We start from the raw sequence: 23935 nt of genomic DNA, 5'->3' as shown, positions 1-23935 counted from the left end.
GTTTAACGACCCAACTGCTCATCCAGCCACTGTGCCGCCCGCGCCTGGAGCCCCGGCACCTGCTCCAGCAACCCGCTCATGCGCATAAAGTCGTGGGTCATGCCGGGCTCTTGCAGCAGCAACACTTCGTTACCGGCCTGTTTGAGTGCTTCGGCATAGGCCAGGCCTTCGTCATACAGCGGGTCATAGCCCGCCAGATACACCAACGCCGGGGCCAAAGCGCTGAGGTCCGGGGCCAATAACGGTGACATTCGCCAATCCTGCAAATCCGCGTCATTGCGCGTGTAGTGGCCGTAAAACCAGTCCATGGTATTGGCTTCCAGCAAGTAGCCTTCGGCATACCGCTGGTGAGAATCACGCTTGCAACTGCCGTCAGTCACCGGGTACAGCAACATTTGGGCTCGCGGCACAATGGCCACTTCCTGCGGGTCGCGTACGGCCAAAATTGACAACACGGTACTCAAGGTTCCGCCCGCGCTGTCACCCGCGAAGGCCACCCGCGTTGCATCCAGCCCATGCTTGAGGCCCTCACGCAGCAGCCAGTTCACCGCATCGCAAGCATCCTGTACGGCGGTGGGAAACACCCATTCCGGCGCTAGCCGATAATCCACCGCCAACACTGCGAAATGCCCTGCTGCGACCAATCGCCGACACAGCGCATCGTGACTGTCCAAGCTGCCGATCACATAACCGCCACCATGGAAATACACCACCACGGGCAGTGCCGCAGCCCCCAAATCCGGGCGGCGATACACCCGGGCCGGCAGGCTAAAACCATCCCGAGCAGTGAGGCGTAGGTCATAACTGTGGATGTCCAATAACGGCACATCGAACACTCCGGCGCTGGCCTCGAACTCAAGTCGGGCATTGGCCGGGGTCATGTCGTGCATGGCCTGACTCTTGCCAGTCATGCGACTGAATTCGGCCAATTCCAAAAACGCTTCCAGCTCAGGTACTACTGACATGTCAAATTCCTTGTCCTTAAAACGTGATCCGCGTGATGAGTTCAGAACACACCTGTGTAAGCGCCAGATTGCTCGCGATCCCCTTGTGGCAATGAATCGCCTGATCGCGAGCAAGCTTGCGCCCACTGTGACTTAGCTCACACGTTCGGGCTGACCCGCCAACAGTTCATCCAATTGCGCCAACAACGTGTTGTTACACAGCAACTCATAGTGACTGACGCCCAACACCCAATGGCTGGCACCAGCCCCCGTTTGTGCGGCATGCACACGGCGCTCATCTTCACGCCCGGCTACCCACCAGTGATGCGCCTGAACTCGGGTGTTGGGCAATGTTGCTTGCCCCAGCGCCAACTGCTTGAGGCGTTCGCCCACGGCAAAGATGTGGCTCAGTTCAGCCGCGCCCAACAAACCGTGTTCGCCCAAACTGCTGCGCGGCTCAGTCATCGCCGCTTCGATCACCTGCTCAGCACTCAGCGCGCTGTTTGCACTCAACGCCTGCGCTTCGCTTTCAGATGCCCCCAGCACAAAGCGTAAAAAGTCCTGCAAATCTTCGCGCCCATCACTCGCCTGCGCCGTGCCCGCCACATAACTGTCCACCAACCCGGCGAACGCAACCTGCTGCCCTTGTGCTTCCAGCGCCTGAGCCACCAGCAAGGTCAGCGCCCCACCCAGCGACCAGCCCAGCAAGTGATACGGACCGTCGGCCTGTTGTTGACGAATCCTCTGGGCATAGGCCTGCGCCATCGCCTGCAAGGAGGTGTCCTGCCACTGCGGGTCCAACAACATGCGGCATTGCATTCCATAGACGCTGCGCCGCCCATCCAATTTACGGGCCAGCGGTTCGTAGTCGAACACGGTGCCAAAACCTGCATGCAGGCAAAACAACGGCGGCACCGCGCTGACTCGGCTGTTGAGCGCCAACAATGGGTCGGATGCTTGCGCCACCGTGACCGGCTCAAAGCCACTCAGCTGAGCAATACAGGGCTTTTGCATCAAATCGCGCAACTTGAGGCTGAACCCAAGCTGTGGCTGGTTGCGCACCCGCGAAATCACCTTGAGCACTTGCAGCGAATCACCGCCCAACTCAAAGAAGTTATCGTCGATGCCCACCTGCTCCAACCCCAAGACGTCCTGCCAAATATCAGCTAATGCCTGCTCCAGCGCATTGCGCGGCGCACGGTAATGACCTTGAGCGAGTTGCGGCTCAGGCAGTGCCCGGCGATCCAGCTTGCCGTTGGCTGACAGCGGCAAGCTCGCCAACTGCACAATGTGCGTCGGCACCATGTAATCGGGCAGTTGCGCTTGCAAGTGCGCTTTGATTTCGCGCTCCAGTGTGGCGCTGGCAGCAGCCACCACATACCCCACCAGTTGCTTGCCCGTAACGCCTTCGATCACTTTGACCGCCGCATCCTGCACACCCTCGCATTGACGCAATCGGGCTTCGATTTCCCCTAATTCGATTCGGAAGCCGCGGATTTTTACCTGCTGATCCAAACGGCCCAGGTAATCGATCAAACCGCACTCGCGCTGGCGCACCAAGTCGCCCGTGCGGTACATGCGCCCGCCTGCGGCCTGAAACGGGTCGGGCACAAAACGCTCCGCACTCAAGCCCGGCTGATGGTGATAACCACGGGCCAAACAGTCGCCACCCAGATACAGCTCGCCACTCACCCCCACTGGCAATGGGTTCATGTCCGCGTCCAGCACGTACACCCCACGCCCGGCAACGCCACGACCAATCGGCGCATACGCCGCGTCACAACAGTCTGCGGCCTCGGCACGCCACAGCAACGGCGTGACCACGGTTTCTGTCGGGCCATAACCATTGACCAAACGTTGAGGTTGCAGCGCCCGCTTGACCAGCTCAAAGCTGGCATCCGGCACTGCATCGCCGCCAAAGCAGTAAGTGTGTACCGCTGGCGGCTTGCCTTGGGTCAAGGCCACTTCCGCCAGTTGTTGCAAATAGGCGGGCGGGAAGCACGCCACCGTCACCTGCTGTTGATGCAACACCTGCAACGTGTGTTCAGGCGTCCACACGTTGTCATCGCGAATCACCAAGCTGCCACCTGCCAGCAACACACTGAGCCAGCGCTCTTGCGCGCCGTCGAAAGCGAACGACATAAAGTGCAGTTCGCGGCTTTCAGGGCTCAACTCATAAAGCCCAATAATGCCTTGGCAATGCTGCGCAATCGGCTCACGGGCCACGGCCACCCCTTTGGGCTGCCCGGTAGAGCCTGAGGTGTAAATCAGATACGCCAAGTGCCCGCCCAATGACTCAACCGGGCACGGCATTACAGCTTCGTCGCTGAGTTGATCAAGCAACAGCCGTGGCGTCGCAGCACTCAACACCCCTCGCTGATCCACATCGCTGTTGCACAACAACAGGCTCGCTTGGGCGTCAGCCAACATAAACGCCAATCGTTCGGCCGGGTAATCCAGATCCAGCGGCAGATACGCAGCCCCCGCCTTGAGCACGGCCAAAAACGCCACCACCGTTTGTTCCGAGCGCGGTAAAGCAATCGCCACTAACATTTCCGGGCCGATGCCTTGGGCTTGTAAACGGGCCGCCAGCCCATCAGCTTGATCGTTCAGTTGGGCGTAACTCAGCTCACGGCCCTCACACGTCAACGCCCGAGCCTGGGGCTGACGCTGCACCTGCGCGATAAAACCTTGTAGCACATCGACTACGGGCACCGGCCCTTGCGCCCGCTCAATGCGTGCCTGCGCCAAGCCAATCTCACCGATCAGGCGCTGCGCATCCAACGGCAGTTGGACCAACAAACCTTCTAGCTGAGCCCGAATCCGCTCCACGTCCTGCGCCGAAAAACGCTCGCGCAGGTACAGATACTCCACCTCCAGCCCTTGATCGGTGGCACTGACCATCAAGTCCATCGGGAAGTTCGTCACCCCGCCGCTGCCCACCTCGGCAAAGGTCAACTCGCCGTCCTGTTCGCCGCGTAACGCGCGGTCCACCGGATGGTTTTCAAACACGATGATGCTGTCGAACAACCCTTGGCCGCCCTGTCCGGCCCAGCGCTGAATATCCGCCAGCGGCGTGTGTTCAAAGTCGCGGATTGCCAGGTTGTAGTCCTGCAACTGGCGCAACCAGTCGCCCAGTGCCTGTTGTGGGTCCAGGGTCTGGATCACCGGCAAGGTATTGATAAACAGCCCCAGCATGTCTTGGGCCCCGGCCAATTGTGTCGGTCGCCCTGCCACTGTGGCCCCGAACGCCACGCTGCGTTGTCCGGTATGACGCTGCAACAGCAACAGCCAAGCCGCTTGCACCACGGTGTTTAACGTGACCCGCTGAGCATTGGCGAAGGCATGCAAACGGCCAGTCGCCTCACTGTCCAAATAGCTATACAGCACGCCATGACCACTGCCATCGGTATTGCTGGCATTGGCCAACATCGTTGGCACTTGCAGCGTGCCCAACCGTTCACGCCAAAAACCCTCGGCGGTGGTTACATCCTGACGCGCCAGCCAATGAATGTAATCGGCATAACGCCCATTCAGGGCCGGCAATGCCTGCTTGGCATAAAGACGCAGCATCTCGCCCAGCAAGCGCGAAGCGCTCCAGCCGTCCAGCAGCAAGTGGTGGTAGGTCCAGATCATCTGGAACTGGTTTTCACCCAAACGCACCAGTGTGAAGCGCATCAGCGGCGGGCAGCTCAAATCAAAACCTCGGGCCTGATCGTCCGCTGCCAGCGTCAACAGCGCCTGCTCAGGGGCGGCATGTTCACGCCAGTCCAGTTCAACAATCGGCAACTCGGCGTGTTGATACACCGCTTGCAACGGGTCGGCTAAACCATCGCGCCACATAAACGCGGCGCGCAGCACTTCATGGCGTTCCAGCAAGGTCTGCCATGCGGCGCGAAAACGCGTCACCTGCAAACCCTGCACCGCCACGCTGAGCTGATTGACGTACAGGTTCAGTTCCGGCGATTCAATGCAGTGAAACAACATGCCTTGCTGCATTGGCGACAACGGGTACACGTCGTCCAGCACGCTGCGATCCACCTGCACCGCGCCCGGCACTTGGGCAAAAGGCAAGGTTTGAATTGCCGTCGGCACTTGCGGCTGGGCATTGATCGCCACTGCTGCCAGCGCCCGAATGGTTTGCGCTTCGAACAATTGCTTGGGCGTAAACGCCAGCCCTAATGCTCCCGCACGGCTGACCGCTTGCAGCGAAATAATCGAATCGCCACCCAGCTCAAAGAAGTTTTCAGTGACGCCAATGGCCTCCAGTCCCAGCAACTCTTGCCAAATATCGGCCAACAACGTTTCGGCGGGCGTGCTCGGCGCTATGCGATCAGCCACGTGCCGGCTGGCCTCGGGGGCAGGCAAGGCCTGACGATCCAGCTTGCCATTGGGGGTCAAGGGCAAGGCCGCCAAACACATCAGGTGTGCAGGCAGCATGTGCGCTGGCAAGCGGCTGCGCAGATGGCTCATCACGCTTTCACGTAACAGGCCTTCATCCGCCAACCGATCACGCGCCACCACATACCCCACCAACTGCCGACTGACCGGGCCTTCGCGGTCCACGACAAAGGCTTCGCGCACGGCTTGGTGTTCGAGCAGGCAGGCTTCGATCTCGCCCAGTTCAATACGGAACCCGCGAATTTTTACCTGCTGGTCGATGCGACCCAGGTACTCGACCACCCCATCGTCCCGTAAACGCGCCAAGTCACCGCTGCGATACAGCCGCGCCCCCGGCACAAAGGGGTCAGGCACAAAGCGTTCGGCGGTCAATGCCGGGCGCTGATGGTAACCACGGGCGATGCCTTCGCCGCCCAAATACAACTCACCGGCTACCCCCACTGGCAGCGGTTGCAGGGTGGCGTCCAGCACGTACGCGCTGCGCTCACCCACAGGTCGGCCGATGGGCAAGAAAGCCGAGTCAAATTGAGTGTCGGGGTACGCACACCAGATCAGCGGCGTAATCACAGTTTCCGTCGGGCCATATCCGTTGATGATGCGAGGGGGTTGCAACACACGCTGCACTTGATCAAACGCGTGCTTGGGCATGCCTTCGCCACCCACCGTGTAGGAGCGAATCGGCAATTTACGCCCTGCTTCGCCAATGTAATCGGCCATTTGCAGCAAGTAGCTGGGGGTGAAGCAAGCGATGGTGATGCCGTGACGCTGAATCTCTTCGCAGGTGCGTTGAGCACTCCACACCTCGTCGTCGCGCGGCATCAGCGCAGCACCAAACACCAGCGGGGTTAGCCAACGTTCGTGGGCGCCGTCAAAACTGATGGAGGCAAATTGCAGCTCTCGATCATCCGGGGTCATGCCATACAGCTCACCAATCGACTGACAGTGCATGGCCAGCGGGCCGTGAGCCACGCTGACCCCTTTGGGGCGCCCAGTGGAGCCCGAGGTGTAAATCAGGTACGCAAGGTTCTGCCCATGGGTCAGATTGATCAGGTTCTCACCCGGTAAATGGGCCAGTTCTTCGCAATCCAACTCCAACACCGGCAAGCCGTCGATCTGCGGCAAGTGGCTGCGCAACCATGATTGGCTGAGCAATAGCGCAATGCCGCTATCCTGCATCAAATAGCCCAAACGCTCTGCCGGGTAGGCCGGGTCAAGCGGCACGTAAGCCCCCCCGGCTTTAAGAATTGCCAGCAAGCCTATGATCATCTGCGCCGAGCGCTCCACCGCCAATCCAACCCGCACTTCCGGGCCAATACCCAGCTCACGCAGACGATAGGCCAAGCGGTTAGCCCGCTGATTGAGGTCGGCGTAGCTGAACTGCGAGTCGGCAAACATTAGCGCCGTGGCGTCAGGACGAATCGCTGCCTGCGCTTCAATCAACTGATGCACACAGCGCTCAGTTGGTAGGCCCGGCGCAGGGTTCCATTCGTGCAATTGCTGGTGTTGCTCGGCCTTGCTCAACAACGGCAATTGCCCCAAACAGGCCTGCGGCGCGGCAACCATCGCATGCAGCAGGCACGCCAGATGCTCACTCATGCGTGCAATGGCTGTCGGGTTGAAATGGCTGAGCAGGTAACTCCACGTCAGGCTCAATTGACCTTCGCTGACCGCCGCCAAGGTCAATGGGTAGTTAGTGCGCTCATGGTTGTCTGGCAGCGAAAAGCTCAAGCCGTCTGGCGCGCCTTGCTGCAACGCCTCGGCAATCGGGAAGTTCTCGAACACCAGCAAGCTGTCGAATAACGGCTCACCGGCGCGGCCCGCCCAACGCTGCACATCGTTCAACGCCGTGAACTCGTGCTCACGCAGCGCCAAGTTGTGCGCCTGCAAACGGCTCAGCCACTGGGCCACGCTTTCGGTGGCCTGAGGCTGGCTGATAACCGCCAGCGTATTGATAAACAGGCCGAGCTGGTCTTCAGCACCCGGCAGATCTACGGGGCGGCCCGACACTGTCGCGCCAAACGCGACCGTCTGCTGAGCGCTGTAACGCTGCAACAACACCGCCCATGCGCCCTGCACCAACGTGTTGAGGGTGATGCTGTGCTGGCGGGCGAATGCTGCAAACTCTGCGCTGCTGCGTGCATCAAACAGTTGCCGATGGTCTGCGTATTCGTGGGTGTCCTCCAAATCTGTATACACCACGCTTTGTGCGAGCAACGTCGGGTTTTCCAGCGTCTGCAGTTGCTCGCGCCAAAACACTTCGTCTGCCAGCGCATCCTGGGTTTGCAACCAGCCAATGTAGTGCGCAAAACGCCCCTGATGCGTCGCCACTTCCACCCCGGCATAGCGCTGCAACACCTCACCCAGCAGCAAGGCATTGCTCCAGCCATCGAGCAGCAAATGGTGATGGGTGTAAATAAGCTGCTGACGCTGGTCGTCGAGGCGCACCAGCGCCAAACGCAACAACGGCGGCTGGGCCGGATCGAATTGCAAACGTTCGCTGCGGGCCAACAAGGCAAGCTCTGCTGCTTGATCGGTACGGCCGCGCCAATCGAGCAACGTGAGTGGTAATTGCAGTGAGTGCTGCACGATTTGCACAGGCGCGGTCGCACCCTGCGGCCAGTAGAAACCACTGCGCAAAATCGGGTGTGCGTCCAAGGTGGCTTGCCATGCCTGAGCTAATCGCTCAGCGTCCAGCCCTTGGGTTTCAACGCTTAACTGATTGACGTAAGCCCCGGCCTGCGGCTCATACAGGCTGTGAAACAGCAAACCGCTTTGCATCGGCGACAGCGGATACAGGTCTTCGATCTGCCGCGCAGGCACGGCCAGTTGGTCGAGCTGTGCTTGAGTCAGATGAGCCAGTGGGAAATCCGCCGGAGTAACACCGCTGTTTAGCGGGTTAACGCAATGCTGCACCAGCGCCTGCAAGTGCGCTTCAAGGCCCGAAGCCAAGGTTTGAATATCCGCTTTGTCGAAGCATTCTTGGCTGAAACTTAGGTCCAGCTTCAGCTCGCCGCCAAACACCTGTCCGTCTATGGACAGCCAATTGGCCAATGGCGAATCCAGACTTTGCGCCGCGCCACTGGCCTCTTTGGCAGGCACAAAGAGCGCATCCTCGCCAAAGCTCTGATCAAACTGCCCCAGGTAATTGAACGTCACCCGCGCAGGCGCCAATGCCGCCAGGCTGGCTTGGGCGCCAGCGTCCCCTTGATAACGCAACAGACCAAAGCCCAAGCCTTTGCCCGGCACTTCGCGCAGTTGCTGTTTGATGGCTTTGATTGATGCGCCCATGTCAGGCGCCGGAGTCAATTTGACCGGAAACAGGCTGGTAAACCAGCCTACGGTGCGGGTCAGGTCGAGTTGCTCAAACAGGTCTTCGCGGCCGTGGCCTTCCAGTTGAATCAAGGCGGCCGATTCACCCGTCCAGTCACACATGGCGCGGGCCACAGCGGTGAGCAACAGGTCGTTGATCTGCGTGCGATACGCCGCCGGAGCATGTTGCAACAGCTGGCGCGTCTGCTCGCGATCCAGCCCCACGCTCACCACCTGACGATGGCGCAACGCTTGGCTGCCCTGGGCCCGGGCACCGGGCAACTGACCACTCACACCCTGCGCCTGTTGTTGCCACCACGCCAACTCGGCCGCCAAAACGTCGCTGTTGGCATAGGCACTCAACTGCGTGGCCCAGTCCTGCAGCGCGCTGGTTTTTTGCGCCAGCGCTTGCCCGGCGTAAGCTGCTTGCAGGTCTTCGAGCAGCACCCGCCACGACACGCCGTCCACCACCAAGTGGTGAATGACCAACAACAAGCGCTGAGCGCCCGCTTCGTGATCAATCAACACCGCCCGCATTAGCGGGCCATCGTGCAGTGACAGACTGCGCTGGGCTTCATCGCACAACCCTTGCAGCGCCTCGTCGCTTTGCACCTGCGCCGTCCACAACAAGTCGGTGGCCGCCGCGCTGTCCAGCGGCACGTAGCGTCCACTCCATTGCCCGTTCACCTGACGAAACTGCAAGCGCAACGCATCGTGCTGAGCCAACACCTGCTGCACAGCGTTTTGCAAACGCAAAAGGTCCAGCGGCTCGCGCACATGCAGCAGCACCGACTGGTTCCAGTGCTGAGTTTGAACGGTCTGGTTGTCAAAAAACCACTGTTGCACCGGGGTCAGGGTTTGCGTGCCGAGCACCGGCCCTTGGGCAATCTGCGGCGCCGCATGTTGACTGACGACGCCAGCCAGAGCCTGCAAAGTTGGCTGTTGAAACAAGTCCCGTGGCTGTAAACGCAAACCCGCGCGCCGCGCACGGCTGACCACTTGAATTGAGATGATCGAGTCGCCGCCCAGCTCAAAAAAGTTGTCCTGACGCCCGACTCGCTCAACCCCCAGCACCTGCTCCCAGATGGCCGCCAACTGGCGTTCGTTGTCGCTACGCGGGGCTTCAAAGGTGCGCTGGCTGACACTCACTTGTGGCGCGGGCAACAATTTGCGCTCCAGCTTGCCGTTAGGGCTCAACGGCATGCTGTCAATGAGCATCAAGTGCGTGGGCACCATGTAGTCCGGCAAACTCAGCAGCAAATGCGCCTTCAGGGCTTCACGCCACGGGGCTTGCGCATCCGGGAGATTGAGCAACTGCACATCGCTGGGCACCAGGTACGCCACCAACTGATTGTCCAGCGCCAGCACCACCGCTTCTTGCACCTGCGGATGTTCTTGCAGGCGCGCTTCGATTTCTCCCAGTTCAATGCGCAGCCCGCGAATTTTCACTTGATGGTCGATACGCCCGCAGTATTCGATGGCGCCGTCTGTGCGGTAACGCGCTAGGTCTCCGGTGCGATACAGGCGTTCGCCACTGCCAAAGGGGTCAACCACAAAACGCTCGGCGGTCAGCGCCGGGCGATCGTGATACCCCCGCGCCAACCCGACGCCTGCCAAATACAATTCACCAATCGCACCACTGGGCAACGCCCGTAATTGCGGGCTGAGGATGTAGGTGCGCAGGTTGGCGATGGGGCGCCCGATAGGCACGCTGTCGCGCCCTTCTTCAACGCACGTCCAATGGGTGACGTCGATGGCCGCTTCGGTGGGGCCATACAAGTTGTACAGCGCAGCCTTGGGCAGCGTGCGCAAGGTTTGCCGTTGCAATGCCATCGGCAAAGCTTCGCCGCTGCACACAATACGCCGCAAAGAGTCGCACTGCGCGGCCTCATCGGCGCCGATAAAGGCTTGCAGCATGGAGGGCACAAAGTGCAGCGTGGTAATCGCTTGCTCGACAATCAACGCCGCCAGTTGCTGCGGGTCGCGATGGGCTCCGGGCTCGGCCACCACCAGCGTTGCGCCGTGCATCAATGGCCAAAAAAACTCCCACACCGACACATCGAAGCTGAAGGGGGTTTTTTGTAGCACTCGATCCGCCGTGCTCAGGCCATAGGCCTCTTGCATCCAGGCCAAACGGTTGTACAACGCGCCATGACTGTTGCCCGCGCCTTTTGGACGGCCCGTTGAGCCCGAGGTGTAAATCACATACGCCAAATTGTGGGCGCTGGTGAGGTTGGGCAGGTTGTCGCTGCTGTGCTCTGCCCACGCCTCTTCGCTCGCCTCCAGACACACCACGGGCAAGCCTTCAGGCAGCTGCAAACTGGCCTGCACGGGAGCATGAGTCAGCAACAGGCTGATGCCGCTGTCTTCAAACATGTAAGCCAAACGTTCAGCCGGGTATTCAGGATCGAGCGGCACATAGGCGCCACCGGCCTTGAGAATGGCCAGCAGGCCGATCACCAGCTCCAGCGAACGCTCACAGGCCACGCCCACCCGCACTTCTGGGCCGACACCCAATTTACGCAAATGATGCGCCAAACGATTGGCCCGCTGGTTCAGCGCCTCATAGCTCAAGCGCTGATTAGCCAACACCAGCGCACAGGCCTGCGGGGTTGCCGCCGCTTGAGCTTCGATGTGCAGATGCACACATTCCGGGCCGGGATAGCGCTGCTGTGTGGCATTCAAACCGTACAACGTGGTTTCAACTTCGTGCGCGGCCAACATTGCCAGTTCACCCACTGCACACTCCGGGTTGGCCACAATCGCGGCCAACAGGTTGCGCCAGTGCCCAGCCAGACGCTCGATACGTTCAGCATCAAACAAATCTGTGGCGTAAGTCAGGCTGGCCATCAACTGCTCACCTTCCTCGTGGGTGTCCAGTTGCAGGTCAAATTGTGTGGTGCGGGCTTGCCACTCAAGACTTTCGACGTGCAGTCCGGCCAACATCGCACCCAGCGCGCCAGGCCGGCTTTGCTGGTGATTGAACATCACTTGGAACAACGGGCTGTGACTCAGGCTGCGCTCGCCTTGCAACGCCTGCACCAAACGCTCGAAGGGCAGGTCTTGGTAGCCTTGGGCATTCAGCGAACGGTCGCGGGTTTGCTCCAGCAACCGGGCGAATGGCAATTGCCCGTCCAGCTCGGCACGCAACACTTGGGTGTTAACGAAAAAACCAATCAAACCACGGGTTTCAGCGCGATTACGGTTGGCCACAGGCACGCCGACGCGAAGGTCCTTCTGGCCGCTGTAGCGGTACAACAAGGCCTGAAAACTGGCCAACAGCAACATGAAGGGCGTCACCCCGCACTGACGCGCCAACGCCATCAAACCCTTGGCCAACGCTGGATCCAGCGTGAAATCCAGGCGTGCGCCTTGTTGCGAAGATTGCGCGGGCCGTGAACGATCGCCCGGTAACTCCAGTACCGGCTGTTCGCTGCCCAATTGCTCGCGCCACCAGTCCAACTGGCGCTCCAGCTCACCGGCTTGCATCCAGCGTCGTTGCCACAACGCGTAATCCGCGTATTGAATCGGCAGCGGCGGCAGGTCAACAGTTTTACCTTGGGCGTGGGCCGCGTACAGCTGTGAAAACTCCTCAACCAGCACACCCATCGACCAGCCATCGGCAACGATGTGGTGTAGCGTCAGCACCAGCACATGATCGTCGTCATCGAGCTGGATCAGGCTCACGCGTAACAGCGGACCGTTTTGCAAATCGAAGGGTTGAGCGATGTCCTGTTCCAGCAGTGCCAAAGCGCCAGGCATGCGCTGCGCTGGCGGCATAGTTCGCAAATCATGACGGCTCAACGCTAATGGCGTAGGCACGGGCTCGTTCTTACACGCTTTTAGCTGTTGCAGTACCTGACCGTCTTTTTCGACAAACACGCTGCGCAAGCTGTGATGGCGTGTTAGCAAGGCATCAAAACTGTGTTGCAACGCGCCAACATTTAGAGCGCCGCGTAAACGCAGCGCCGCCGGGATGTGGTACGCCGCCCCTTGCGGGTCAAGCTGCCACAAAAACCACTGACGCTGCTGCGCATAAGACAACTCACAGAGTTCATCCGCCGTTGCAGTCACCGGGATCGGCAACTGGCCAAAGCTGACCCCTTGCTCCTGCATTTTTTGCAGAAATTCACGGCGCTGCTGCGGGGCAAGGCTGGCAAAGCGATTGGCAATACGCCAGGCGGTAGAGTTTTCCATCAGTTGATCTCCATCTCGTCGAGCAGCGACTCAAGCACGCTCAGACGACCATCGTTATCGGCAGGGGTTTGTGCCTGTGCCAGCTCGGCATAGGCTTGCAGGTCTGGAGCCTCAAACAGCGCACGCAGCGCCAGTTCAACGCCTAATTCCAGCTCGACCCGAGCATTGGCCTGTGCCGCGAGCAAGGAATGCCCGCCCAATTCAAAGAAGTTGTCATGCCGCCCTACCCGCTCAACCTCCAGCACGCTGGCCCAAATCGCTGCCAGCCGGGCTTCCAGTTCACCCACCGGCGCGCTGTAAGGTCGCTGCCAAGCTTGCACATCGGGGGGTGGCAAGGCCTTGCGGTCAAGTTTGCCGTTGCTGGTCAGCGGCAAGGCGTCGAGCAACAACCAATGGCTGGGCACCATGTAGTCAGGCAAGTCGACTGCAAGCGCGGCGCGTAAATGTTCGCGCCAGAGCAACGGGTCAGTTGGCGCTGGATTGGCGACCACGTAAGCGCAAAGCTGCGGGCCGTTGGCGCTTTGATGCACGCTCAACACGGCTTCAGCGACGCCAGTTTGCTGCTTGAGGCAGGCTTCGATTTCCCCCAGTTCAATGCGGAACCCGCGAATTTTTACTTGCTGGTCGATGCGCCCCAAGTAATCGATATTGCCGTCAGCCCGTTGGCGCGCCAGATCGCCACTGCGATACAACCGCTCACCGGCCGCAAACGGGCTGGGTACAAAGCGTTCGGCACTCAGTCCGGCGCGACCGTGATAACCACGGGCCAGCCCGGCCCCGGCGATGTACAACTCGCCGGCACACCCCGGCGCTACCGGTTGCAACTGACTGTCGAGCAAGTACCAGCTCAGGTCGCTGAGGGGTCGTCCGATCGGGCTTTGCACTTTGGCGTCCAAGTCCTGCGGGCTCAGTGCGCGGTAAGTGACGTGAACCGTGGTTTCGGTGATGCCGTACATATTCACCAGCGTGGTGTGCTGGTTGCCGAAGCGCTCGTACCACGGGCGCAGGCTTGGGACGTCCAGTGCCTCGCCGCCGAAAATCACCCAACGCAAAGCCAGTGCTTGCGGGCTGTCGCAGACAATGGGCATTAACTGCCGGAACGCGGTGGGTGTCTGGTTGAGCACCGTCACCTGCTCATCGCACAACAATTGATGGAACGCCTGCGGCTCGCGGCTAATAAAGTACGGCACGATCACCAGCCGTGCGCCCGTACACAGCGCGCCGAACAGCTCCCACACCGAAAAGTCGAAGGCGTATGAGTGGAACAACGTCCAGACATCATTCGGGCCAAAGTCAAAGGTGGACGCTGTTGCGCTGAGCAAACGGGTGACATTGCCGTGGGTCAACAGCGCGCCCTTGGGGCGACCAGTGGAACCGGAGGTGTAAATCACGTACGCCAGATTGTCGGCACAGGTGAGGGTTGTCAGGTTTTGCTCACTGAAGCCATCCAACGTCAGGTGGTCCAGACACAACGTTTGCACGCCCACCCGTGGCGGCAGGTTTTCCAGCAGGTGCTCTTGGGTCAGCAACAGCTGAACCCCGCTGTCTTCAATCATGTAGCTCAAGCGATCGGCGGGGTATTGCGGGTCCAACGGCACATAAGCACCACCCGCTTTGAGAATCGCCAATACCCCGATGACCAACGACATGTCGCGCTCTGTGGCAATCGCGACCCGCACTTCGGGGCCAACGCCCAGTTGGCGTAGTTTGTGCGCCAGACGGTTGGCCTGCGCATTAAGGTCGGCATAGCTCAGCCACTCATCACCACAGCGCAGCGCCACTGCCTGCGGCTGCACAACCACTTGGGCTTCGAACAACTGATGCAGGTTCGGCGCTACCGGCTCAATGCGTACCTGCGGGTTCCATTGTTCAAGCAGCGCCTGTTGTTCTGCGCCGTCGAGCAGCGCCAATTCAGCAATGCGCTGTTGCGGCTCACGCACCACGCTGCGCAGCAGGTTTTGCCAATGTTTGGCTAAACGCTCGATGGTTGCGCCGTCGTACACCTCGCTGGCGTAGGTCAGGCTGGCGTGCAACTGCTCGCCCTGTTCTTCGGTGTCCAGCGCCAGGTCAAACTGGGCGGTCTGTTGCTGCCAGTTCATGCGCTGCACGCTCAGGCCCGGCAGGCTGCGCTCAACACTCTGGCCAATCTGGCGCTGATGGTTGAACAGCACCTGAAACAGCGGGCTGTGACTCAGGCTGCGTTCAGGTTGCAGGGCTTCGACCAGTTGTTCAAACGGCAGATCCTGATGGGCTTGTGCCCACAAGGCAGTTTGCTTGACCTGCTGCAACAGGCTGGCGAATGTTTGCTGACCGTCGATCTCGGCACGCAGCACCTGGGTGTTGATGAAAAAGCCGATTAAACCTTCGGTTTCTATATGCCCGCGCCCTGCATTGGGCACGCCGACATTGATAGCCGACTGCCCGCTGTAACGGTGCAATACGCTTTGGAAGCTGGCCAGCAACAGCATGAACAACGTCACGTTGTGCTGTTGCGCCAACTGGCGCAAACCAACGGCCAATTGCGGCTCAATCGCCAGTTCAAGCCGCGCCCCACGCTCACTGCGTATCGCCGGACGGGTCAGCTCACTCGGTAATTCCAATGGCGCGTGGTGGGTGCCCAAGCGCGCACGCCAAGCGCTCAACTGCCGTTCACCTTCACCACCCTGCAACCCATCACGCTGCCAAGCCGCGTAATCGGCGTAACTCACCACCAAGTCGGGCAGGCTGGGAGCCTGGCCTTGCACATGGGCCGAATACAGCGCGTTGAAGTCATCGACCATCACCTGCATCGACCAGCCATCGGCGGCGATGTGATGCACCGTCAGCACCAACACGTGCTCATCGGGGGCGACCTTGAGCAGCAGCACCCGCAGTAGCGGCCCGTTGCGCAGGTCAAAGGGTTGGCGCATTTCTTCCGCCACCAGCGATTCAACGGTGGCCGGTGTTGGCGCAGTCAAGGACAGTTCACGCAGTGCCAGCGGCAAATCAGCGTGCAACACGCCACGGGCTTGCTCGCCGTCTTGAGTGAAGGTGGTGCGCAAGGTTTCGTGGCGCGCTTGCAGGTCATTAAAGCTGCGTAACAGCGCGTCACGATTAAGCGTGCCTGTAAGCCGCAAGGCTGCCGGAATGTTGTACGCGGCGCTGCTGGGGTCCAACTGCCAGACAATCCACTGCCGTTGTTGGGCGTAAGACAGCACTTTTGGCGCACCCTGCGTCTGCGGGCACAACGCGGGCAAGCTGACAGTGTGCGGCTGGGCTGCACAACGGGCGGCAAACTCACTGAGCACGCTGGTTTCAAACAGGCTGCTCAGCGCCAGCTCGATGTTCAACTGCTGACGAACACGCGATACCACTTGCGCCACCAGCAGCGAATGCCCGCCCAGCTCAAAGAAGTTGTCATCGCGGCCCACTGCATCGACTTTCAAGACCTGCTGCCAGATCGCGGCAATTCGGGCCTCAATACCGGCATGAGGTGCAATGACTTCACGCTGCCAATCCGCAGCCTGCGCCTGTGGCAGTGCCTTGCGGTCAACCTTGCCGTTGGCACTCAACGGCAAGTTGGGCAAAAGCAACCATTGCAGCGGCACCATGTATTCGGGCAATTGTGCTTTAAGGCCGGCTTTCAATTGCTCACGCAACGGAGCCCATGCTTGCGCTTGATCTTGGGCCACCACAAAGGCCACCAACGCCTTGCCGGTGGGGCCGTCTTGCACCACCACCGCAGCTTCACGCACGCCATCGAACTCACGCAAACGCGATTCAATTTCGCCCAGTTCGATACGAAAACCGCGCACTTTGACCTGTTGGTCGATGCGGCCCACATATTCCAACTGGCCGTCTACACGGCGGCGAGCCAAGTCCCCCGTGCGGTACAAACGCTCACCCGGTTGCTGTGCAAAGGGGTTGGGCATGAACACCGCGGCGCTGCGCTGCGGGTCGCCGAAATAGCCTCGCCCCACCCCCGTGCCCGCCACGTACAATTCGCCCACCACGCCGCTCGGCACGGGCTGCAACCCGCCGTCGAGCACATACAAACGGTTGTTGTCGGTGGCCAAGCCAATCGGTAGATACGCCCCTTCGGCAGAAGCGGCATCCACCCGAAACAACGCCACGTCATCGGAACATTCTGCTGGGCCATAGGCGTTAACCAGACCGATTTGCGGGTAACGCTGCAACCAGCGCCGTGCCAACTCTGGCGGCATGGCTTCGCCGGTGGGCAACATCCAGCGCAACTGCGCCAGGGAACCTTGCGGCTCATCGAGCAGGCTTTGAATCAGTGAAGGCACGCTCTCCAGCACGCTGATGCCGCGCGCGGCCACATGGTTCAACAAGGCTGCTGGATCATGGGCGATGGCGTTGGGCACGATGTCCACTTGGGCGCCAAACAGCGGCGCCGCCAAAAACTGCCACACCGAAATATCAAAGCTTTGGGAGGCGGTCTGCGCGATCACGTCAGCGCTGCCGAGGCCAAAATACGGTTGCTTGCTGAGCTGGTTGTTGAGCATCCCGGCCTGCTCAACCATCACACCTTTGGGCGTGCCGGTTGAACCTGAGGTGAAAATCACGTACGCCAAAGCGTTGGGCCCGGTGTAAATGCCCGGCGGTTCAGAGGTGTAGCCGGCGCTCTGTATGTGCTCCCAGACCAACAGCTGTGGGCGCTGCTCAACCGACAGTTGTGCCAATAAGCGCTCGGCCTGCTCACGGCAAGCGGCACTGGCCACCAGCGCAGGCACGCGGCCCAGTTGCAGTAAGTCGAGCAAACGCTGAGCCGGCAGTTGCGGGTCCAACGGCAAGTAAGCGGCCCCTGCTTTGAAGCTGCCCAACATCATGCCCAGTAGCTCCAAGCTGCGTTCGGCGAGCAAGGCCACGGGTTGGTCGACGCCCACACCTGCGGCGATCAATCCATGACCGAGACGGTTAGCGCGTGCATCCAGCTCGCTGTACGTCCAGCGTTGGTCGAGGCAGGTGGCCACCACCTGATCAGGTCGCGCCGCCCGTTGCGCCTCAAACAAACGCACGTAGCCATCAGCCAGCGGGTAATCGTGATCGGTTTGGTTGCCTGCTTGGAGCAAATGCTCGCGTTCAGCGGCATCCACCACGGGCAGGTCCGCGAAGTGGCCGTCGGCCTGTTCGCCAATGGCCAGCAGTAAACGCTTGAAGTCGGCCAACAAGCGCTCGACCGTGGTCTGGTCAAAAAAGCGTTTGTCGTAAGACAAGTGCAGGCCCAGCGCATCGCCGGGGTACACCACCACTGTCATCGGGTAGTTGGTGTGGGTACGGGCGCTGTCGGACTTGGCGCTGATTTGTTGCGCCCCACTGACCACTGCGCTTTCAACCGGGGCGTTTTCGTAAACAAACAGGCTGTCGAAAATCGACTGGCCCTTTTCAAGTGCGCTGCACGCCTGTATCTGCAACAGCGGCAAATGCTCGTGTTCACGCAGCGCCAAATTGTGCTCAAACACGTCTTGCAGCCACTGACGGACCGTCACGTTTTGCCCGGCCTGGGGCAAACGCATGCGCAGCGGGATGCTGTTAATGAACAGGCCCACAGTGTCCTGCATTTGCGGGCGGCTGATCGGACGACCCGCCACCGTGACGCCGAACAGCACTTCATCCAGACCGCTGTAACGCTGCAATACCAGCGCCCACGCGGCTTGGGTCAGGGTATTGACGGTCAGTTGAAAACGTTGAGCCAGTTCACGCAGGGCTCGCCCTTGGCTGACTTCAAGGTCGGCGTACACATCACCGATGTCCGACACGCCGCCTTGACGGCGCGAAGGCCGATCAAAGGGCAGCGGCGTGGGCTGCTCAAAACCTGCCAGCTCGATTGCCCATGCGTTCAGAGCTTCACGCTCGCCCTGCTCTTGCAGCCACTGGATAAAGTCGCGATACCGCGCGGCGGGTGGCAAGTTGCGCTGGCCGCTGTAGAGGGCGAAGAAGTCTTGCAGCAACAACGAGCGACACCACGCGTCGATCAAAATGTGGTGGTTGCTGAGGATGAACCAGTAATGCCCGGCACTGCGGCGGATCAGACGCAAACTCAACGGCGGGGTGTTGAGCAGATCAAACCCTTGGGCTCGATCTTCTGCCAGCAACAGTTGCAACGCGGCCTCGTGTTCGTCCTGCGCACGCTCCGACCAGTCGTGTACCTGCACGGTGGGCGCGGCGTCACGATGGATGATTTGCAGCATGTTCCCGTCGTCGTCCAGGCTGAACGACGCGCGCAAAGCGTCGTGACGCTGGGCCACGGCGTGCCAGGCCGACGTGAAGCGCGGCAGGTCAATTTCGCTGTCGATGATGTAGCGGTCTTGCATGAAGTAGATGCCTGAACCCGGTTCGAGCAAGGTGTGCACCAACAAACCCTGCTGCATGGGCGACAGCGGGTAAATGTCTTCGATGGCCTTGGCCGGTACGCTGAGGTTGTCCAGTTGCTGCTGGGTCAAACGGGCCAGCGGGAAGTCAGACGGGGTCATGCCGCCCGCCTCGCAGGTCACGCAGTGCTCAATCAGGCCCGTCAGCTCACGCTGATAATCGTCCACCAGCGCCTGAATGCTCGCCTGATCAAACATCTCGTGACTGTAGGTCCATTGCAGGTTCAACTCGCCGCCATACACTTGGCCTTCGATACTCAGCCAGTTGGCCAGCGGTGCGTGTTCGTCTTGCGCCAAACCGGCACTTTCGGCCGCTGGGGCGAACAGGGCCTGCTCGTCAAACTGGCGGTCGAACTGGCCCAAGTAGTTGAAGGTGATGCGCGGGGTGGCCAAATTCGCCAACTGTGCCCCCACTTGCTCTCCCACCAAATAACGCAACAGGCCATAGCCCACGCCTTTGTCCGGCACGCTGCGCAACTGCTCTTTAATGGACTTGATCGAGTCGTCCAACCCGCTGGCGGGCGTCAACTGCACAGGGAACAAACTGGTAAACCAGCCCACGGTGCGTGACAAATCCACGTCGGCAAACAACTCTTCGCGACCGTGGCCTTCGAGCTGGATCAAGCTGCTGGCCTGTCCGCTCCAGCGGCAGATCACCCGCGCCAGCGCGGTCAACAGCAAGTCATTGACCTGAGTGCGATAAGTGGCCGGCGCCACTTGCAGCAACTGGCGGGTCAGCTCAGCCTCAAGTTTGAGCTCCACTTTACGTGCATGGCGATTGCTCAGCCCCGCATTGGGCCGGTCACACGGCAGCTCGCTGGACGCACCGGCCAGTTGCGCCTGCCACAGCGCCAGTTCATCGACACGCGACTGTGCTTCGTGGTGCAGGCGCGCTGTCCAGGCTTGATAGCCGCTGGTTTTGGCCAACGGCGCTTGCTGCGGTGCGGTGTAAAACTGCTGTAAGTCTTCCAGCAACACCCGCCACGACACCCCGTCCACCACCAAGTGATGAACCACCAGCAACAAGCGCTGGCTGTGGTCAGGCAATTCGACCAACAACGCACGCAGCAGGGGGCCGTTTTGCAGGTCGAGGCTGCGTTGCGCCTGCTCGCACATCTCACTGAGTTCATCTGGCGACGCCGCCTGTTGATGCCACAACAGGTTGTCGGCTGGCAGCTCGGCATAGGCCTGCTGCCACTCGCCGTCGCGCTGCTCAAAACGCAAGCGCAAGGCGTCATGGTGGCTCAGCAGCTGGCGCAGCGCTTGCTCCAGAACTGGCGCTTGCAGCGCTTGGCGCGGATGCAGCAGCAACGACTGGTTCCAGTGGTGGCGGGCAATCATGGGCTGCTCAAAAAACCACTGTTGCACTGGGGCCAGCACCACTGCGCCGCTGGCCAAGCCTTGGTCAACCGTGGTCTGCGTGCTCAACTGCGCCACCCGGGCCAGACTGCGAATGGTTTGGTGCTGAAACAGGTCACGCGGGCTGAAGGCGATCCCGGCCTGACGCGCCCGGCTGACCACCTGAATTGAAATGATCGAGTCGCCGCCCAAGGCAAAAAAGTTGTCATCGACCCCGATCTGCGACACACCCAACACGCTCTGCCAAATATCGGCCAAGCACTGCTCCAGTACGTTGGTCGGCGCTGCATAGCCTTGTTGCACGGCAGACACATCAGGGCGCGGTAACGCCTTGCGCTCCAACTTGCCGTTAGGGGACAGCGGCAGTTGCTCAAGCCCCACCCAGTGGCTGGGCACCATGTATTCCGGCAGGCTGCGTTGCAGGTGGGCCGCCAGTGTGGCGTGCCAAGCGTCATCAGTGTTCGGGGCTTGCAGCACCACGTAGGCCACCAACTGCTTGGCATCGAGCACCAGCACCACGGCCTCACGCACGATGTCATGCTCGACCAGTCGCGCTTCGATTTCTCCCAGTTCAATGCGCAGCCCGCGCACTTTGACCTGATGGTCGAGCCGCCCCAGGTATTCGATGACGCCATTAACGCGCTGGCGCACCAAATCCCCCGTGCGATACAAACGTTCGCCCTCGTTGAACGGGCATGGCACAAAGCGCTCAGCGGTCAAGGCCGCTCGGCGATGATAACTACGGGCCAACCCCGCACCGCCCAAATACAACTCACCCGCAACGCCCAGTGCTGCAGGCGACAAATCGGCGTCCAGCACCACGGTGCGCAGGTTGGCAATGGGCAAGCCAATCGGCACGCTGGCCGCGCCCTCTTCAACGCAGGTCCAGTGCGTCACGTCGATGGCCGCTTCAGTCGGGCCATACAGGTTGTACAGCTCGGCAGTGGGCAATTTGGCAAAAACGTGTTGTTGCGCGTCCACTGGCAGCGCTTCACCGCTGCACAGAATTCGGCGCAGACAGGCACACTGTTCAACCCCTGTTTCATGGATAAACGCCTGCAACATCGACGGTACAAAATGCAGAGTGCTAATGCGGTGCGTGCGAATGGTTTCAATCAAGCGCAAAGGCTCGCGATGCTCACCGGGCTGCGCCACCACCAAACGGGCGCCGGTCAGCAACGGCCAAAAGAACTCCCACACCGACACGTCAAAGCTGAAAGGGGTTTTTTGCAGCACGGCGTCGTCAGCCGTCAGGCCATACGCTTGCTGCATCCAGCACAGGCGATTGACCAGCGCCGCATGGGTGTTGCCGGCCCCTTTGGGGCGCCCGGTTGAGCCAGAGGTGTAAATCACATACGCCAGATGCTGTGGGTCTTGTGCGATGTTCAGGTTGCTGGCGCTGTAGCCGTCGAGCCAGTCAGCGTCCTGATCCAGCACCAGCACGTTGATGCCCGCCACTGGCAACGTTTGCACCCACGCACGCTGGGTCAACAGCAGCGCAATGCCACTGTCTTGGATCATGTAGGCCAAACGCTCTTGCGGGTACTCAGGGTCCAATGGCACATACGCCCCCCCAGCCTTGAGAATCGCCAGCAAGCCGACCACCATTTCTACCGAACGCTCAACCGCAATGCCCACTAGCACATCCGGGGCTACCCCCTGCTCGCGCAGCCTGTTGGCCAGTTGATTGGCCCGGGCATTAAGTTGCGCGTAAGTCAGAGACTGTGCGCCCATGACTAAGGCAGGGGCGTTGGGCGTACGGGCCACCTGCGCCTCGATCAGCTGTTGCAGGCAAGTGTGGGTTGGGTAGGCCTGTTGGGTGCAGTTCCAGTCATGCACTTGAGTGTGCAGCTCGCTGGCATCAAGCATGGGCAACTCGCCAATCCGACGTTCGGTGTTATCAGCCAACGCACGCAGCAAGTTGCCCCAGTGCCGCGCCATGCGGCTGATGGTTGATTCATCAAACAGATCGTTGGCATAGGTGAGCGCGGCGTGCAGACGACCGCCTTTTTCCCACGTGTCCAGGCTTAGGTCGAACTGAGTGGTGCGCCCTTCCCACTCGATCAAGCCTAACGCCAGACCCGATGCTGTTTTCACCGCCTCAATGTCCGCCACCTGCGGTTGGTGGTTGTACATCACTTGAAACAGCGGGTTGTGGCTCAGGTTGCGCTCCAGCTTGAGCGCTTCAACCAGTTGCTCAAACGGCAGTTCTTGATGGGCCTGAGCCCCGAGCGCGGTCTCTTTGACTGCGTGGAGCAAGTCGGCCACCGAGGTTTGCGCGTTGAGTTGCGTGCGCAGCACTTGGGTGTTGACGAAAAACCCGATCAAGCCTTCGACTTCGCGGCGATTGCGGTTGGCGATAGGCACGCCAACCCGCAGGTCGGTTTGACCACTGTAGCGATGCAACAAGATATTGAACGCGCCCAGCAGCAACATAAACAGGGTGACGTTGTGGCGCTGCGCCACTGCCCGCAGTTGATCCACCAACGCGGGGTCAAGCGCAAACTCATGGCGAGTGCCGCGATAGCTTGGCATTGCCGGGCGCGGGTAGTCAGCGGGCAGCGCCAGCACTGGGTGCTCATCCCCAAGCTTGGCCTGCCAGTAATCAAGCTGACGCGCTTGTTCGCCCGCTTCCAGCCAACGGCGTTGCCACAGTGCGTAGTCGCTGTACTGAATCGGCAAGTCAGCCAGTTGTGGCAACTGGCCGCATTCAAAGGCGTCGTAGCAACGGATAAATTCGTCGATCAACACATTCATCGACCAGCCATCGGAAACGATGTGGTGCAAGGTCAGCAGCAACACATGCTCTTGCTCCGCCAGCTTGAGCAACTTGACCCGCAGTAAAGGGCCATTGGCCAAATCGAAAGGGTTGAGCGACTGTCGTTGAGCCTCGGCGGCGACGGCCTTTTCTCGCTCAATGGAAGGCAGCAGGGTCAAGTCCAGCCGCTCGACCTCCAGCGGCTCGGCCACTGCCACTTGCTCAAGGCTGTCGTCGGCCTTTTGGCGAAACACGGTACGCAGCGTTTCGTGGCGCTGCACCACGTGGACAAAAGCCTGCTCCAGCGCCGCAAGGTTTAGTGCGCCCGTTAGACGCACCGCACCCGGCAAGTTATAAGCACCGCTGTGAGGGTCCAACTGCCACAAAAACCACATGCGCCGCTGTGCATAAGATAACGCCTGCCGATCAGCCTGAGGCACATCCGCCGGGATCGGAAACTGTGAAAAATCGATCCCTTCTGCACGCAGACCATCAAGGAATAACTGGCGTTTTTGCAGCGGTAATTCGATGAATCGGCGGGCAAGTTTGAGGGACTTCTCAGCATTCATCTGGCGTCTTCCGTACGTATTTGGCTA

3 protein-coding genes are annotated in these 23935 nt (G+C 60.3%); all 3 read right to left on the bottom strand.

Annotated elements, in window-relative coordinates; all coding sequences use genetic code 11:
* Positions 1-2: 2 nt before the first annotated feature.
* The 3 genes from ACZRJQ_RS01665 to ACZRJQ_RS01655 all read right to left on the bottom strand — a co-directional run bounded on the left by ACZRJQ_RS01665 (position 3) and on the right by ACZRJQ_RS01655 (position 23908).
* On the bottom strand, positions 3-965 hold the full coding sequence (locus tag ACZRJQ_RS01665; RefSeq protein WP_463976673.1) for an alpha/beta hydrolase: 963 nt from the start codon (positions 963-965) through the stop codon (positions 3-5).
* A 132-nt stretch (positions 966-1097) separates the two neighbouring features.
* Entirely contained in the window at positions 1098-12851 is an 11754-nt protein-coding gene (locus ACZRJQ_RS01660; protein ID WP_463976672.1) for an amino acid adenylation domain-containing protein, read from the bottom strand.
* Positions 12851-23908 (bottom strand): non-ribosomal peptide synthase/polyketide synthase, encoded by an 11058-nt coding sequence (locus ACZRJQ_RS01655; RefSeq protein WP_463976671.1) that lies wholly within the window; start codon positions 23906-23908, stop codon positions 12851-12853. The genes ACZRJQ_RS01660 and ACZRJQ_RS01655 overlap by 1 nt, the downstream gene beginning before the upstream one ends.
* Positions 23909-23935: the final 27 nt, after the last annotated feature.

It is taken from the genome of Pseudomonas sp. E315 (assembly GCF_055406205.1).
The sequence above is the reverse complement of the archived record's forward strand: the minus strand, read 5'-3'. Positions and strand labels throughout refer to the sequence as shown.

Excerpts from the sequence above, each read along its gene's own strand:
- ACZRJQ_RS01665 (WP_463976673.1), bottom strand. The coding sequence starts at position 965 with ATGTCAGTAGTACCTGAGCTGGAAGCGTTTTTGGAATTGGCCGAATTC.
- ACZRJQ_RS01660 (WP_463976672.1), bottom strand. The coding sequence starts at position 12,851 with ATGGAAAACTCTACCGCCTGGCGTATTGCCAATCGCTTTGCCAGCCTT.
- ACZRJQ_RS01655 (WP_463976671.1), bottom strand. The coding sequence starts at position 23,908 with ATGAATGCTGAGAAGTCCCTCAAACTTGCCCGCCGATTCATCGAATTA.